14 protein-coding genes are annotated in these 17,428 nt (G+C 41.3%); 11 read left to right on the top strand and 3 right to left on the bottom strand.

Annotated elements, in window-relative coordinates:
• Nucleotides 1–12: 12 nt before the first annotated feature.
• Genes rsmA through HKX39_RS02305 form a run of 3 tightly spaced genes read right to left on the bottom strand, consistent with a single transcriptional unit; the run spans nucleotide 13 to nucleotide 4,682 of the window.
• Nucleotides 13–786 carry a 16S rRNA (adenine(1518)-N(6)/adenine(1519)-N(6))-dimethyltransferase RsmA gene (gene rsmA, locus HKX39_RS02315; RefSeq protein ID WP_171679686.1) on the bottom strand — a complete coding sequence of 258 codons (774 nt, stop codon included), beginning with the start codon at nucleotides 784–786 and terminating at the stop codon, nucleotides 13–15.
• A 2-nt stretch (nucleotides 787–788) separates the two neighbouring features.
• Entirely contained in the window at nucleotides 789–2,270 is a 1,482-nt protein-coding gene (locus HKX39_RS02310; protein ID WP_171679685.1) for a peptidylprolyl isomerase, read from the bottom strand.
• Nucleotides 2,271–2,273: 3 nt separating this feature from the next.
• Nucleotides 2,274–4,682, bottom strand: coding sequence for an LPS-assembly protein LptD (locus HKX39_RS02305; protein WP_343043405.1), 2,409 nt, complete (start codon nucleotides 4,680–4,682; stop codon nucleotides 2,274–2,276).
• A gap of 124 nt (nucleotides 4,683–4,806) precedes the next feature.
• Here HKX39_RS02305 and HKX39_RS02300 point away from each other — a divergent pair, with 124 nt between their 5' ends.
• From HKX39_RS02300 to rbbA, 11 genes are all read left to right on the top strand, one after another.
• The gene (locus HKX39_RS02300; RefSeq protein WP_171679684.1) at nucleotides 4,807–5,847 is read left to right on the top strand and encodes an aminoglycoside phosphotransferase family protein; all 1,041 of its coding nucleotides are present in this window, start codon (nucleotides 4,807–4,809) and stop codon (nucleotides 5,845–5,847) included.
• Nucleotides 5,847–6,527 carry an N-acetylmuramate alpha-1-phosphate uridylyltransferase MurU gene (gene murU / locus HKX39_RS02295; protein WP_171679898.1) on the top strand — a complete coding sequence of 227 codons (681 nt, stop codon included), beginning with the start codon at nucleotides 5,847–5,849 and terminating at the stop codon, nucleotides 6,525–6,527. Before HKX39_RS02300 ends, murU begins: the two co-directional genes overlap by 1 nt.
• A gap of 20 nt (nucleotides 6,528–6,547) precedes the next feature.
• Nucleotides 6,548–7,333 (top strand): hypothetical protein, encoded by a 786-nt coding sequence (locus tag HKX39_RS02290; protein ID WP_171679683.1) that lies wholly within the window; start codon nucleotides 6,548–6,550, stop codon nucleotides 7,331–7,333.
• A gap of 78 nt (nucleotides 7,334–7,411) precedes the next feature.
• The gene (locus HKX39_RS02285) at nucleotides 7,412–8,119 is read left to right on the top strand and encodes a response regulator (protein ID WP_171679682.1); all 708 of its coding nucleotides are present in this window, start codon (nucleotides 7,412–7,414) and stop codon (nucleotides 8,117–8,119) included.
• A 3-nt stretch (nucleotides 8,120–8,122) separates the two neighbouring features.
• On the top strand, nucleotides 8,123–9,685 hold the full coding sequence (locus HKX39_RS02280) for an ATP-binding protein (protein ID WP_246225969.1): 1,563 nt from the start codon (nucleotides 8,123–8,125) through the stop codon (nucleotides 9,683–9,685).
• Between the two features lie 84 nt (nucleotides 9,686–9,769).
• Nucleotides 9,770–11,530, top strand: coding sequence for a glutamine--tRNA ligase/YqeY domain fusion protein (locus HKX39_RS02275; RefSeq protein WP_171679681.1), 1,761 nt, complete (start codon nucleotides 9,770–9,772; stop codon nucleotides 11,528–11,530).
• Nucleotides 11,531–12,328, top strand: a complete 798-nt coding sequence (gene minC / locus HKX39_RS02270) for a septum site-determining protein MinC (protein ID WP_171679680.1) — start codon at nucleotides 11,531–11,533, stop codon at nucleotides 12,326–12,328.
• Nucleotides 12,329–12,426: 98 nt separating this feature from the next.
• Complete coding sequence (gene minD, locus HKX39_RS02265) at nucleotides 12,427–13,239, top strand: septum site-determining protein MinD (protein WP_171679679.1); 813 nt, start codon at nucleotides 12,427–12,429, stop codon at nucleotides 13,237–13,239.
• A gap of 3 nt (nucleotides 13,240–13,242) precedes the next feature.
• Nucleotides 13,243–13,521 carry a cell division topological specificity factor MinE gene (gene minE, locus HKX39_RS02260; RefSeq protein ID WP_171679678.1) on the top strand — a complete coding sequence of 93 codons (279 nt, stop codon included), beginning with the start codon at nucleotides 13,243–13,245 and terminating at the stop codon, nucleotides 13,519–13,521.
• 209 nt (nucleotides 13,522–13,730) lie between these two features.
• The gene (locus HKX39_RS02255) at nucleotides 13,731–14,702 is read left to right on the top strand and encodes an HlyD family secretion protein (protein WP_171679677.1); all 972 of its coding nucleotides are present in this window, start codon (nucleotides 13,731–13,733) and stop codon (nucleotides 14,700–14,702) included.
• A 5-nt stretch (nucleotides 14,703–14,707) separates the two neighbouring features.
• Nucleotides 14,708–17,428 (top strand): ribosome-associated ATPase/putative transporter RbbA, encoded by a 2,721-nt coding sequence (rbbA, locus tag HKX39_RS02250; RefSeq protein WP_171679676.1) that lies wholly within the window; start codon nucleotides 14,708–14,710, stop codon nucleotides 17,426–17,428.

Genomic DNA, 17,428 nt, shown 5'->3' with positions numbered 1-17,428 from the left:
AATTACGTTGTCTTATGATTTTTGCTGACTACAAAAATCCGACATTCGAATAAAGTCCATCACACTTAGTTCTTCTGCACGAGCGGTTTCAGGAATGCCTAGTGCTTGCCAATTAATTTGCCAATCTTTTAGTGAGCCTCTCAGCATTTTACGGCGCTGGGCAAAGGCTTGCGTAACAAGACGAGCAAACATGACAGGGTCTTGAGCGACTGGTCTATCTGCCCCCAAAGGAATCATCCGCACCACCGAAGACATCACTTTAGGTGGAGGGTCAAAACACTCTGGTGGTACATCAAATAAGGAATACATCTTATAACGCGTCTGCAACATCACCGACAAACGACCGTAGTCACTATCACCCGGTTTAGCCACCATGCGATCAATGACTTCTTTTTGTAGCATAAAATGCTGATCACGGACATAATCCGCTGATTCCATTAAATGGAATAATAAGGGGCTAGAAATATTGTAAGGTAGATTACCAACAATACGTACACCCTGTCCAAATTGACTGAAATCGACTGTTAACGCATCTGCCTCAATCACGGTAAGTCGCTTTGGACTATAGTGATGACGTAATCGAGCCGCTAAATCACGGTCAATTTCCACCACACGTAAATGATCAACCCTCTCCAATAGAGGGTTAGTCAAGGCAGAAAGTCCCGGACCAATCTCAACGATAGTATCCGAGGACTCTGGATGAATAGCGCGAACAATCGCCTCAGGAATGCTTTGGTCAGTTAAAAAATTCTGACCAAAGCGTTTACGTGCTTTATGTTGAGCCATTATTAACGGATTGTCTTTTCGCCAGTAATGCGATTATCGATATAGGCTTGTGTACGCAATTGACGTAACCAATCCTGTAAGATATTCTCGCCTTGTTCTTGATACAAAGTCTCACGCGCTAAATCACGACGAATTTGTGCTTGCTTATCTTCGGTACGGCGATCAAGAACTTCAATAATATGCCAACCAAATTGACTACGCACAGGACCACTCACCTGACCAGGTTGTAAAGCAAAGGTAGCTTGCTCAAAAGCTGGGTCTGCTTGACCTGGTGCTAACCACCCAATATCGCCTCCTAATGGAGCTGAGGCATCTTGTGAGTATTTCAATGCAACATCAGCGAACGGCTCACCCGATTGTAGACGTTGGTAAATCTCATCAATACGCGCTTTAGCTTGTGCATCAGAGAATACAGGCGTAGTACGTACTAAAATATGACGAACATGAGATTCTGTCACTTCTACTGGTCCATTATGACGAGCCGCTAGCTCGCGTGGTGATAATTGAGGTTGAGGAGGATCAGGCAGGCGTACACTCACTACTTTACGACGCTCATTAATTACCCCTCGACGCTCAACAACTTTTAGGATATGAAAACCATTCGGTGCTTTAAAAACCCCTGTCGTAGAACCATCTTGAACCTTTTTAGTCATACTCATAAACAATACAGGCCAATCCTCGTTCATGCGAATACCTAAGTTACCGCCATTTTGCGCCTCAGGCCCCTCAGAATACTGTCTTGCTACACTCTCAAAACTCTGTCCTCGGCGAAGTTTAGCTAAAGCTTCATTGGCTTTTTTACGTGCAGCCTCCACCACCTCTGGAGAAGAATTATCAGGTACTCGAACAAAAATATGTTGGAATGCAATTGCTTTAGGGTCAAAACTACGCTCAACTACCTCACGTTTCTCATAACGAGGTTCATATTTAATCGCTTGTTTATACTCTGGGTACATGCCTGTTGGGTGCTGACGAAGGAAAGCATCCACATCAAACTCACTCACATGCACACGAGACTGTACAACTCGTGTACGTAGCTCATCCATACGAATTTGTTGAGAAATATTGGCCGTATAATCATCCCAGTTTATGCCGTGTTGTTTAGCAGCCGCTTGTAACTGTGCTAAGGTCATGCCATTTTCAGCAGCAATTCCTATCAATGCTTGCTGAACACGATCAGGAGTAATACGAATGCCAAACAAGTTCGCTTGTTCATTCATTAAATGCTCATCAATCAAGGTTGATAAGACAGCCTCTTGTGACTGAGGATTTCCTGATACACGCATAGTCGACATACGACTATTTACTTCTTTTTGTGTAATTACATCAGTATTCACAATCGCTGCGATACCATCAGCAAAACTCCCCTGTGTTTGCTGCTTTTTAGTTGTTGATACTTTTTGTGCCTCTGCCTCTGGTAATGTCAATACTAGACCAGGCAATGCGACCAAAGCAATTTTTAACCATTTTTTTGAGTGTTGCATTTTTTATTCATACCTTTCAAAAGGAGATTGAGTTGTTTGAGGGTCTTTGACAGATTGATACCCCGGGATACTATCACGAAGCAATTCCATTGGATCAGAACCCACAGCTCCTAAACCACTTAATTCTAACTGAAAAAATAAAGACGTATTCGTTTTTTGGGTAGAAACCGCATAACGCTGAAACACAATGCGACTTGTCCAACAGCAATTGCCCTTATATTCCATCCCCACAATAGACTGTGTAGAGCGACGATCTTTGATTGAATAGTCATGACGCCCCACCACATAAATCCTCTCTGTAATTGGCCATTGCCCCGCTACACTAATATTATTTTTACCTTGTAACTGATAACCATAAAGCTGATTACTCTCATTATAGTAAAACGGATCTCGTTGATAACGATAGGTGAGTGATAGAGACGTCAACCTCTTAGGAAACCAACGAATAGAAGTGTATGTCTGAGCTACTTTTCGATTATAAGTATCCAATTGAATACCGACCTCAGTATTTAGTTTATCCGTCATAGCAACAGACAAATTACCCAGAAACTCTGAACGGTGCTCTTTACCAACCCGCTCATTAAGCAAAGCCACCTTTGGTTTTTCAAAATAAAATCTCTGTGCAATTTGAGCTACCATGCGTTCATTACCTGTTTCGGCATCCAACCAACGCGAAGTTAACCCTAGCGTAATTTGATTCGCGTCATTAATGCGATCCCACCCCCCCGCATAGCGGTTTTCTGAAAATGCTGTTCCCATATTAAACTGAGCTGGTGCCGTATCGTATATTGGGAAATCCTCTTGATGACGATAAGGGATGTAAACGTAATAAAGACGAGGCTCTAACGTCTGCAAACGAGGTTTACCAAATAATGTCGTCTCACGTTCAAACGTCATACCTGCATCTACAGAATAAATAGGGACAATTCGCGATAAATTATCGTACTGTGTGCCTGCTTGACTACGGAACACACCTAATCCGGTACGGCTATTCGTATATTGCTTATACCAATTAGTATTGTAATGCGACATATGCAAACCAACTTTAGGCGTCACATACCATCCAGCACGGACAATGGGGTAGCTCACCTGCGTATAGGAAGCCATACGCTCACCATCCCAACGTTGTACACCGTTTCTCGTTGGATAACGCGTTTTATTTGTCGGGAAAGTAAATCGTGTATAGGTATTTTGTGTGCTCACATCAAAACCAAACCAATCATAACGAGCACCTCGAATCATCAATTCTGGCTCTCGTTCGTATTGATAGTAATAAATCGGAGTTGCACCAGAAAAGTCATGTAGGCCTTGGTATTTTTGCCAAGATAAATAACCTGACCAATATTTATAACCGCTAAAGGTAATACTCGCATTCTTAGAAAGATATGTACGATCTGACTTCGTACTTAGGGCATCACTAAAGTCACGGTAATAATCATTATCTGAAGCCGCTTGAATCCCAATATTTAATCCAAATTTAAATCCAGCAAATTCTCCTAAACCCTGACGATGTGCCCAATTCATTGACCAACGTTTGATATCCAACTTTGAGTCTTTAGGCATAAAAGAACCACTTAGTTGTCCACTATAACCAGGTTGCAAATAACGAAACTCAGCTCCCAACATTACGCCTCGCTTGCTATATGCCTGAGGGACTAAAGTTAAGTCATAATTAGGGGCTAAGTTAATAAAGTAAGGAACAGACACACCAAAGCCAGCACTGGACGTTGTCGTGAATGTCGGAAATAACCACCCTGTTTTTTTCTCTTTTTTAATAGGGAACGAAAAATAAGGTGACCATAACACAGGCACCCCCTTGATATAAAGCGTACCGTCTTCTGCTATCCCTTCATTTTCATCATTATATAAATCGACCTTATCGGACTGAATATACCAAAACTTATTATCACAATTACATGCGGAATAAATGGCATTACCCAAACGCATATGATTGTTATCAACAATCTCAGCGTAATCCGCCTCACCAGAACCACCCTCGGCCATCTTATAAATAGGTGAGCTCATCACTCCTGTCTGCTTGTTTATATTGTACTTAAGCCCTGGTCCACGCACCACAGAGCCATTACGCAATAGGCGCGTATTCCCAATTGCTTCAACTTCTCCTGTCCGTCGGTCATAGGTAATTTTATCGCCTTTTAGAATAGCATCCGACCGTCGAATCTGTGCACCACCCGTTAATACAACACGATTATTGTCATCTGAAATTTTAATATCAGCACTATCTGTAAACGTAGTTATCTGATCTTTAGCCGCTGATGAAACGGTTAGAAGAGGGCTTTCTTGTAAACGAAGTGAATCCTGTGTTTGAATACCTCTCAACACGATATTATTCGTCTGTGCTTCTACGGCAGGAATCAATAAACACAAAGAAAAACCTAAAATCTTTCGCACAACAGCTATCCACTTAGAAATGTTTTAAAAACTAAAAAATTTATTTTGCTACCCAGACAAAATGATTTTTAATGTCTAAAATATACGTTTGGTTCAATTTAATATCCCATTATAAAGTAGTTTTATGTCTACCCATCTCGACGTTCGCCTTGATTTACTAAAAAACTGGTTACACTCTCTCCAAAATAACTACCAGTTAAAACTTGATACTCTTCGCCCTGCTTCTAGTGATGCTAGCTTCAGACGTTACTTCCGCATCGATACACATGATGGAACACTGATTATTATGGACGCACCGCCAGCACACGAAGACTGCAAACCTTTTATTGATATTGCTCAACGTCTTAGCTCCGTTGGTCTTAATACCCCTCACATTCTCGAACAAGACTTAGAAAAAGGCTTTTTAATCCTCAATGACCTAGGTAATCTGACTTATTATCAACGCCTACAGTCAGAGATTAGCGATCAAGAATTACAAAGCATTTACCGTGACGCTCTCGCTGCAATGGTCGATATGCAAAAAGCCGACACCACAGGCTTACCTATTTATGATAAACCACGTCTACTCACCGAATTAGGTCTTTTTAATGAGTGGTATGTGCAACAATATCATCAAACGACTTTATCAGATAAAGAGAAAACTCAACTAGATGCCATCTTTGAGCTACTCGTTCAACATAATGATAAGCAAGCCAAAGTCTTTGTTCACCGTGATTATCACTCACCCAATTTAATGCTTTGCAATCCTACCCTCCACGGCAAAAACCCTGGCGTTATCGATTTCCAAGATGCTGTCTTAGGCCCCATTTCTTATGATGTTGTCTCATTAGTTATGGATGCACGCACCACATGGGAAGAGCCTCAACAACTAGATTGGGCTATTCGATATTGGGAAATGGCACGTGCCGCCAACCTCCCTGTACCAGCAGATTTTGCTGATTTCCATGTCGATTATGAATATATGGGCTTACAACGCAATCTACGCATTCTCGGCGTATTTGCTCGTTTAGCCATCCGCGACAATAAAAAACACTATCTTGACCATATGCCACGTGTTAATGGATATGTTCGTCAAGTCGCTAATCGCTATATTGCTTTCAAACCTTTACTCAATATTTTGGATCGTCTTGATAATATTGATACAAAAGTGGGGTATACATTTTGATTCAGGCCATGATTTTAGCTGCTGGACGTGGCGAACGTATGCGTCCACTCACTGATACTCTTCCTAAGCCTCTATTAGAAGTAGGTGGAAAGCCTCTTATTGTTTGGCATATCGAACGCCTAGCGAGTGTTGGCATTACGGATATTGTGATTAACTATGCTTGGTTGGGACATAAATTCCCGGAAATACTTGGTGATGGCTCACAATTTGGGGTAGATATTCGCTACTCTCCTGAAGAAAATGGATTAGAAACGGCTGGTGGTATCGCCAATGCTATTGATTTACTAGGTAAATCACCTTTTCTTGTTATGAATGGTGACGTATGGTGTGACTGGAATCCTATCAACGCAATGTCCAAAGTCACACAACTAGAGCAAGGCAAGGAGCAGGCTTGGTTACTGATGGTTAATAACCCAGCACACAACCCTAATGGTGATTTTCATCTTACCTCAAATGGTAGACTCACCTCAGAGGGGAATAATAAACTTACATTTGCAGGAATTGGTGTTTATCACCCCAGCTTATTTTCAGGCATTGGAAAACAAACCATTGCAAAGCTAGCTCCCTTACTACGTTTAGCCATGCAAAAAAATGCCGTATTAGGTACTCAACATACTGGCCAATGGACCGATGTAGGGACACAAGAACGTTTAAAAGCGCTTGACGCTCAACTTAAATAATTAGGATTAAAAGGTTTTTTATGTTTGGTTCATCTCGAAAACAAGTTGTATTTCACCCTTCTGTATACGGCAACAGCGGTCGTCGCAATCGTCGTATGCCTCGCTGGTTAATTACGTTTTTAGCTGGTATTATTACAGGCAGCGGTGGTTTATGGTTTTTACAAACCAACTATGGCCCTCCTCGCCTAAGTGTCGAAGAAGCGAATAAGCTTCAAACAACCATTAGCGAACTTAATCAGGAAAAAAGCGCCTTACAACAACAACTTTCAGAAGCCCAATTAAACCTTAATCAAACAAAAGATTTGGTTAAACAGCTTCAACCTGTGGTCGCCACAAACACACCCTCTACTGAACAAACTGTTAATAATGACCCCACATTAAACCCTATTACCCCTATTCAAGAAGGTAATGCCAACTTAAATATGGTAGAGGTGCTTAAAAACATCCCCCCAGATCCACAAAATAATCCTGTAGGTATTCGAGTAGGCAATTTCCAAGGCAGTATCGGTCAATTAAGTTATGAATTGATTCTCACAAAATCGGACATCAACGCCGCCAATGTACCCGCACGTGTAGAAATTATCACGATAGGGCAATACAAAAACGGCAACCGTGGCTTTGACCAATTACAATCCATTAATATTACTGCCAACGAGTATGTTCGCCTACAAGGTCAAGTTGCTCTAAGCAAACCTACTCTCACACCACAAAGTGTTGAGGTTAAAGTTATTAATACGCAAACCCGTAAAGTTCTAGGCTCGCGTAGCTTTACTGTTACCCCAACTCCTGCACAGCCTACACAATAACTGTTCATTTTTTAAATAAATTTCAGCCGATTTCTTAACAACCACGATTCATTTTCTCTCTGTTATCATATTCTCACTATGAATAAACCACTTACTAAAATTATGGTCGTGGATGACGACCCAGACTTACGTCAACTACTTGCTCAATATCTTAACCGTCACGGTTACGATACCTTGCTAGTTGATGATTGTAATGATCTTTTCCAACGCATCACTAAATTCAGTCCAGACTTAATTGTGCTAGACCGTATGTTACCTAGTGGTGACGGTGTTGAAGCGTGCCGTAACTTACGTGCCCACAACGAAGATATTCCTATCATCTTATTGACTGGGCGTGACGAAACAGCTGACCGCATTATTGGCTTAGAATCTGGCGCTGATGACTATATTGGCAAACCATTTGACCCTCGTGAATTATTAGCGCGCATCGAAACTGTTTTACGTCGCAAAAAAGGTCCTTCTAGCCTTATCAAGGAAGTACCAATTCACTTTGGACCCTTTACATTTGATCCTGCCAAACGCCAATTATTTAAAAACAATGAGGTTGTTAAGCTGACAGGTGGCGAAATTAATCTTTTAGAAGCATTTGTTAAAAATCCTAGCAAACCACTTTCTCGTGAACGTTTACTGGCTCTTGCTCGTGATGATGACGAAGGTGAACGCAATGATCGTGCTATCGATATCGCCATCTTGCGCTTACGTCGAGCATTAGAGGATGACCCCAAAGACCCTCGCTGGATTCAGACCGTATGGGGCATTGGTTATCGTTTTTCCCCCAATGCTTAACGAATGAAATTGCACCGGCTTAAAAATATTTCTTTAAGTATCCGCACCCAGATTTTATTGATGATGTTTGGCACCATCGTCCTTGTTCAGGGTGCGGTTTTGTACGCTGGCAATTTCTTAAAAGAAAGATTTTTAGAAGAAGTCGTGGCAGATCACATTACCACCACAATTCAAATCATCCGTTCTGCTGTTAATTTATTACCACCCGAACATCGCGCAGAGTTTATTGCCAAAGCATCGCATGGAAAATGGTCGTTATGGACTCGACAGCTTCCCCAAAATCCTCGTTTTTCCCAAAAATACCGTTATAGCAATATTTTTCCACAGGATAGAGCGCCGGGACATTCATTACCGTTGCCATCATCAAATCGTCCACCTCCTCCGCCACTGCTTCATCAAATTTTTCCAAATTTACAAGAGCGCAATATTCCTCGCCTCCCTAAAGAAGAGTTTGTTCGTCAAGTAGAGGCTTCGGAAAAAACTGATTTATTAGACTCCCCCCTTGTTCGTGATGACTTACAAAAACTCATTGTTCGTGTCAATCAAACATTAGACGATGGGACTCGTATCGGCTTAACTCAGCGCAATAATACTCCGTTAATGTATTTATCCTTATTGCCAGAGTTCAACCCGTTTAATAATACCGTTATTAAAGAGTGGCTCATTATTCCTTTGGACAAGATTGAGCCAGCCGAGGCCGGAATTTTTCTGATTGCCTGGATTGCACTTACCTCACTCTTACTTATGGGTGCAGGATATTTTGCATGGCGTATTACAACACCCCTACTTCGTCTCAGTCAATCTGCTGATAAATTAGCTAAAGGTATTCATGCCAAGGTTGTTCCCGCTGGACCTTACGAAACCAAAGTCCTGGGACAACGCTTTAATGCCATGCTTAATTCATTAGAGCAAGCCAAGACAGTTCAACAAACCTTATTAGCAGGCTTGCCTCACGATTTAAAAGGCCCATTAGCTCGCATGCGATTACGCCTTGCAATGACCGATGATGAAATGTTAAAGCAAGGGATGAGCAATGATGTGCAAGAAATGCAAAACATCATTGAACAATTTATTTCTTATGTGCGTGGATCAGACCCTGGGCGCTACAACTTCCAATCCCTCAACCTCAACCAATGGATTGATGAACGTGCCAATGCATGGGGAGATGCCAGTAGCGATATCGTCTTGACAGAAAAAACCTCAGAGTCCTTACAAATATCGGCCGATACCCTAGCATTAGGACGCTTACTAGACAACTTAATTAGCAATGCCTTAAAGCATGGTAAGCCACCAGTAGAGATTTCACTCAAAAAAGCAGGTGAAACCGCCCTCATCAGTGTTAGCGATCATGGTTGTGGCATTCCTCCTGAGCGTCGTGAAGAAGCACTTCGCGCCTTCTCTCGCTTAGACTCTGCTCGCACAAAAACAGGTAGTGTGGGTTTAGGTCTTGCCCTAGTCGATACCATTGTCCATGCTCACCAAGGCACATTAGAACTCGGTGAAAGTAGTAGCGGCGGTCTAAAAGTGGATATTTACCTACCTTTAATCACAACAAACAAAGCATAATCAGACGAGTTTTCTGCAATATACTATAATGTCACTTTAGGCACAAATTATGTGCAGTTAACTCGTATTTGCTTTATTAATAGAATGACAAACCATCCTACAGAAACTCCTGTTTCTAATTTTTTACGTACGATTATTGAAAACGATTTAAGTGCAGAGCGTTTCCAAGGCAAACGTTGGGCTGGCACGCCAGGTCCTGCAGCTATTCACGAACAAGCCCCAAAAGATACAGCACGTATTCGCACGCGTTTTCCGCCCGAACCTAACGGTTATCTTCACATTGGTCATGCAAAAAGCATCATTCTCAACTTTAGTCTAGCCAAAGACTATGGCGGTCTGTGTCACTTACGTTTTGATGATACCAACCCCGAAAAAGAAGACCAAGAATACGTTGATACCATTAAAGACAGTGTGAAATGGCTCGGTTTTGATTGGGAAAACAAAGAAAAAGACTATTGCAATCTCTATTTTGCTAGTGACTACTTCGACTATATGTATGAGTTTGCACAAGCTCTCATTAAAAATGGGGATGCCTATGTCGATGAGCAGTCTCCGGAAGAAATTGCTCAAATGCGTGGTAACTTCAAAGAGCTAGGCAAAGACTCACCTTGGCGTAATCGTCCTATTGAGGAATCATTACAACGCTTCCAAGAAATGCGTGAAGGTAAACACCCTAATGGTAGTATGGCGTTACGTGCCAAAATTAATATGCAATCGCCTAATATCAATTTACGCGACCCAATTATCTATCGTATTCGTCATGCGACACACCATCGTACAGGCGATGCTTGGCCAATTTACCCTATGTATACCTATGCTCACCCCATTGAAGATGCATTAGAAGGGATTACGCACAGTATTTGTACATTAGAATTTGAAGACCAACGCCCTTTCTACGATTGGCTACTAGACAAACTTCGCGAGCTAGGTTTCTTTAAAGATCCACTCCCCAAGCAATACGAATTTGCTCGTCTGAAGATGAAGCATATTGTAACCAGCAAACGTAAATTACTTAAGCTTGTACAAGACGGTTTTGTGAGTGGCTGGGATGACCCTCGCATGCCAACCATTGTTGGTTTACGCCGTCGTGGTTATACGCCATCAGCTCTACGCTTATTTATTGATCGCTTAGGCGTTTCCAAAGCAGACTCAGTCATTGACTATAGTGTTCTAGAACAAGCTTTACGTGATGATTTAGACCCTGTAGCCAATCGTGCTGTGGCCGTACTTGACCCTATTAAACTAGTCATCACTAATTTACCAGAAGATTATGAGGAGGCATGCTTTGCCCCTATCAACCCTCATAATCCAGACGCTGGCAAACGTGAATTCCCCTTGACGCGAGAGCTATGGATTGAACGTGATGATTTCCGCGAAGACCCACCAAAGAAATACTTCCGTCTCTTCCCAGGCAATACTGTACGCCTAAAATATGCTTATGTTGTCCGTTGTACAGGTTTTGTAAAGAATGAGCAAGGTGAAGTCACCGAAGTTCACGTTGAATATATCCCTGATACCAAGAGTGGTACACCGGGTTCTGATAGTGTCAAAGTCAAAGGCAATATCACATGGGTGAGTACTAAATATGCGATTCCTGCTACCGTGAATTTATACGATCGTCTATTTACCGATGAATTCCCTGATAGTGGTGATAAAGACTTCTTAGCCTCACTTAATCCAAACTCTCTACAAGTCGTTAATGCTTGGTTAGAGCCAGGAATTGATGTGATGCCGGGCAATCAATGGCAATTCGAACGTCTAGGCTACTTTATTGCTGATAAAGATTCCACACCAGAACAACCTATTATTAATCGTAGCGTAACCTTACGTGACTCTTGGGTATAAATGATGAGTGACGCACATATTCTAGAGATTAAACACACCAATGGTAAATTGCGTTTAATTCTTAAAACGACTGACTTTAGTGGCATTACCAAAACGATTCGCAAAAAAATGGAAGAAGCTAAAGACTTCTTTACGGGTGAATCTATCATTATTGACGCTTATGGAATTGTTCAACCACTCCCTTGGAAAAAACTCGCGGCTGTCCTAGAGGAGTATCAACTGAATGTTCTCGGTATTTATGCTAATGCCCGCTTACTACCTACGGTACTCGCTGATGGTTTTGAACATATTGATTTAGGTAAAACAGCCGCTACACCCGTACCTACAACTCAAAAACCGCCTACTGCAACACCTGTCACCAAAACAGTAGCCCCTGCAAAAGCACCTAACGAACCAGTAATACAAACAGCAAAAACCATCATTAAAGATGCCCCAATTCAAGCAACGATTACTGCAGGTGTAGCACCAACTATGCTAATGGATCGTCAATTACGTTCTGGTGAGCGTATTTATGCCGCAGGCGGAGATTTAATCATCGTTGGAAATGTTGGTCATGGAGCAGAGGTTATCGCTGATGGCAATATTCACGTTTATGGTCACTTATTAGGGCGTGCCATTGCTGGCGCAAAAGGTGATAGTGCTGCACGTATTTTTACAACCTATTTAGACCCTCAACTAGTTGCGATTGCGGGGATTTATCGCCTATTTGACGGTGAAGCGACTCCCGAAGCACTTAAGAAAACCGTTATGGTCAGTCTCAAAAATGAAACCTTAACTTTTGATTCCATTAAATCTTAATTTTTATAAATACTTATTCAACGCCTTTCTTTTTCTTAACTTCTGCTCTCATTTTACGTTAAGATTAAGAAATAGTTTTAATCAGAGGAAATATCTCTATGTCTCGCGTTATTGTTGTTACTTCAGGTAAAGGTGGTGTAGGTAAAACCACAACAAGTGCTAGCTTTGCTTCTGGCTTAGCGATGAAAGGTCATAAAACAGCGGTGATTGACTTTGATGTCGGTCTTCGTAATCTTGACCTTATTATGGGTTGTGAGCGCCGTGTTGTTTATGATTTCGTAAATGTTATTCAAAAAGAAGCTTCTCTTAACCAAGCCTTGATTAAAGATAAAAATCTAGAAAATCTTTACATTTTACCTGCATCACAGACACGCGACAAAGACGCCCTTACCCTAGAAGGTGTTGAACGTGTTATCAATGAGCTCAAAGAAATGGGATTTGAGTATATTGTTTGTGACTCACCTGCTGGTATCGAAACAGGTGCATTAATGGCTCTTCATTTTGCCGATGATGCTTTGGTTGTCACTAACCCAGAAGTGTCATCTGTTCGTGACTCTGACCGTATTTTAGGTATCTTACAAGCCAAGACAAAACGCGCACAAGAGGGATTAGAACCGGTAAAAACCTATTTAGTAATTACTCGCTATAATCCAAAACGTGTAGAAGATGGCGAAATGTTATCTATCCAAGATATCAACGATATCCTACACATTAATCTCATCGGTGTAACGCCTGAATCCCAAGACGTATTACAAGCATCTAATATGGGTATTCCTGCAATCCATAATACAGAAACTGAGGTTGCGCAAGCGTACGCTGACATTGTTGAACGTTATTTAGGTAAAGAATTACCTATGCGCTTTACGGAGTATGTCAAACCAGGTTTCTTCAAGAAGCTCTTTGGGGGATAAGTGATGTCTTTCTTAAAGTTTTTATTAGGTGAGAAAAAGAAAAGTAATGAAGTTGCCAAGGATCGTTTAAAACTGATTCTTGTCCGCGATCGTGAGATGGATAGCGCGACAGCAGACTTTCTCCCTCAATTACAGCGTGAGTTAATTGAAGTTATTTCTAAGTATATTAAGGTCAATCCAGACGATATCAAAGTCAATTTAGATAAACAAGACTCTCTGGAAGTGCTAGAAGTCAAAATCGAAATGTCTGCCGAAGAAATGGCAGCAGCTCGCATAAAATAAGCCAATTATACTTTCTATCAAAGGCTGACAAGCATGAAAATTTTGCCAGCCTTTTCTTTTCAAATCTACCTAACATAAGCTATTCGCTACAAGCTTTATCGTAACCCTAGATGATAAATAAGCAATTATTGATAATTGCGGGTTGCCAGTCATCCTCCCTTTTTATAAAATAACAAGCTTAATTATCAAATACTTATCTCCTGACGTTTATGAAAAAATTCATTATTATCCTCGTTGTGATTGCACTGATTGGTCTAGGTGTTTGGCAAAATTTTACCTTACAAAAAAATTCTTATGAGGGTATCGCTAAAGTAAATGGACGTATTAATCTGAATCGACTAGACGTTGCAACACTCTATGCAGGTCGAGTGCAGGAGATTTTAGTCAAAGAAGGTGATGATGTTTCTCAAGGAGAAACGCTAGTTCGCCTATCAACTTCACAAGTAGATGCTCAAATCCAGCAAGTAAAAGCACAACAACAACAAGCTCGCGAAGCTGTTGGACGTGTTAAGGCTGAGCAAGAAGCTGCTCAACAACAACTCAAACTTGCCCAGTTAGAACTTAATAATGCCACTAAATTACGCCGAGATAACTTAATCTCCAGCACAGAACTGGCTCGTTACCAAACTCAATATGCAGCAACACTTGCCAAAGTCAATGCCACAGCGGCAGCGGTGGCAGAAACACAGAGCCATATTGAACAAGCCGATGCACAACTTACCCAAATAGAAGATATGTATGATGATCTTGCTATTAAAGCGCCTACTGCTGGACGTGTTGAATACAAAATAGCAGAATTAGGAACAGTCATCCCCGCTGGCGGAAAAGTCATGAGTTTATTAGATACGCAAGATGTGTATCTCAATATTTTCTTACCCTCTCAGCAATCTAATCCCTTAAAAATCGGTGATGAGGGGCGTATTCAAATTGAAGGAATTGATGCGATTTTCCCTGCCACTATCCAATTTATTGCCTCAGATGCACAATTCACACCAAAATCAGTAGAAACACAAGAAGAACGAACAAAACTCATGTTTAAGGTAAAACTTGCGATCCCTGTAGAGATTATTAATCGTTACCCTAATCTCTTTAAAGGTGGGATGACAGCATTAGGCTATGTTAAATATGATCAGAATATCGCTTGGCCAGATGAGTTATCTATTAAACTTCCCAAAGAGTAAATGATATGCACGCCGTTCGTGTCGCACATCTGAGCCATTTTTATGGAAAAACACAAGCATTAAAAGATGTTTCTTTCCAAATACCCAAAGGTCGTACTGTAGGGCTTATTGGTCCTGACGGTGTAGGTAAATCCACCTTATTATCCTTAATTGCTGGCATCAAAATCGTTCAACAAGGTCAAGTCAATGTACTAGACAAAGATATCACGGACAAAAATCTTCGCGATCAATTGACCCACCAACTTGCGTTTATGCCACAAGGTCTGGGAAAAAATCTCTACCCCACGCTATCGATTTATGAAAATATCGACTTTCATGGACGTCTCTACGGTCTAAGCAAGCGCGACCGTCAACAACGCATCGAACGCTTATTACGTGCTACTGGTCTTTGGTCTTTTCATCACCGTCCAGCAGGTAAACTCTCAGGAGGCATGAAACAAAAACTGAGTCTATGCTGTGCTTTGATTCATGACCCAGAATTATTAATTCTAGATGAGCCCACCACAGGTGTAGACCCATTATCTCGCCGTCAATTCTGGACATTAGTCGATGAGTTGCGACAAGAAAACCCCGATATGACGGTTATGGTTTCTACCGCCTATATTGATGAAGCCGAGCATTTTGAATATTTATTGGCGATGGATGACGGTAACTTAATTGCCGATGAAGCCACTCAGGAAGTGATAGCTAAAACACAAAGCAAAAATCTTGAAGAAGCTTATCTTCGCCTACTCCCTGAGGATAAACGGGGGGCTATTGATGGATTAAAAATTCCTCCCCTAGAAATTGACCCTAATGCCCCTTTAGCAATGAAAGCCGAAGGACTCACTAAACGCTTTGGTGATTTTGTGGCTGTCAATAATGTTTCTTTTGAAATTCCAAAGGGCGAGATTTTTGGCTTTCTAGGCTCTAATGGTTGTGGCAAGTCTACCACCATGAAAATGCTAACGGGGCTATTAGATGCCTCAGAAGGACAGGCTACCTTGTTAGGGCAACCCATCAATGCGAGTGATATTTCTACCCGTAAACGTGTAGGCTATATGTCACAAGCCTTTTCCTTGTATGAAGAATTAACGGTTTATCAGAATCTAGATTTGCACGCAAAACTGTATCAGATTTCAAATAAAAAACAAGCTATTGCAGATATCATGGCACAGTTTGAGTTAAGTGACATTGCTCACAAAACGCCTGCCTCTCTTCCTCTAGGCATTCGACAACGGCTACAATTAGCTGCCGCCTGTTTACATAAACCTGAAGTTCTTATCCTAGATGAACCCACCTCAGGTGTTGACCCTGCCGCACGCGATAGTTTCTGGGAATACCTTATTAAGCTATCGAGAGAAGATAAAATCACCATCTTTGTCTCTACACATTTTATGAATGAGGCACAACGTTGCGACCGAATATCCTTTATGCATGCGGGGCGCGTCCTTGCTGTTGGTACACCTGAAGAGCTACGGCAGCAAAAAAGCACCTCAACACTTGAAGAGGCATTTATCCGCTACCTAGAAGAGGCAGAAGACAACCGGATTCCAGAAGAAGCAACGGAAATTTCTGCTCCTCATCAATCTTCTTTTGAGTCAAAAAATAAAACTTCTTCTATCTGGGGATGGTTTTCTACGACGTGGGCATTTGCCACTCGAGAAGCTAAAGAGCTTTTACGCGATAATATTCGCTTATTTTTCGCCATTGGTGGTCCTTTAATTATGTTATTGGCCATGGGAGCCAGCATTTCTTTTGATTTAAATCCTTCAAAATTTGCCGTTTTAGACCATGATAATTCTTCGGAAAGTCGCACACTCATTGAGCACTTTCAAGGATCACATTATTTTATAGATAAAGGAAATATCTATTCTATAGAAGAGGCTCAACGACTCTTACAAAGAGGAGATGTCAAACTTATCATTGAAATTCCTGAACGATTTGGCGAAAAACTCTTACAACAAAAGCAACCCGAAGTTGCCTTCTTTATTGATGGTTCTTACCCTTCACAAGCGGAGAACTTGAGCGGTTCTGTACAAGGTGTCATAGCGGAATATACCCATCAGTTCTTAGCTAAACAAGGTTTTATTCTAAATACGCCAATGCCTGTTGAGGCTCGGTTTGTTTACAACCAAGACTTTCGTAGTGTTTTTGCTATTACGCCTGGGATTATTATGCTGGCATTAATGCTTATTCCTGCCATGATGACTGCTTTAGGTGTTGTTCGAGAGAAAGAAATTGGTTCAATTATGAACCTTTATGGCGCTCCTGCAAGTACATTTCAATTTCTCCTAGGTAAGCAGCTTCCCTATATTGCTCTATCTTTTGTTAGCTACCTACTTCTTGTCTTTTGCGTTATTGTTGTTTTTCAGGTTCCACTAAAAGGGTCTTTCTTGGCGCTTAGTTTGGGAGCTTTTTGTGTGATTTGTGCTTCTACCGGTTTTGGTTTACTCATGTCTAGCTTTTTACAATCACAAATTGCCGCTATTTTTGCTACCGCGATTTTATCCATTATCCCTACGATTAATTTTGCTGGCTTAATCTACCCTACCTCTGCCTTAGATGGTATGCTTTTTTATATTGGTCATGCATTCCCTGCAACATGGTTCCAGAAAATCACTCTAGGGGCTTTTACAAAAGGTTTAGGCATCACAGACTTTATCCTTAACTATATTATCATCAGCTCTTTCTATATTATTTTTATTGGTGCTGCCACATTGCTTTTGAAGAAACAGGAGAAATAA

Source organism: Pelistega suis (genome assembly GCF_013133795.1).
Lineage (GTDB): Bacteria > Pseudomonadota > Gammaproteobacteria > Burkholderiales > Burkholderiaceae_B > Taylorella > Taylorella suis.
Note: the sequence above shows the minus strand (reverse complement) of the source record. Positions and strands in the feature narration are given on the sequence as shown.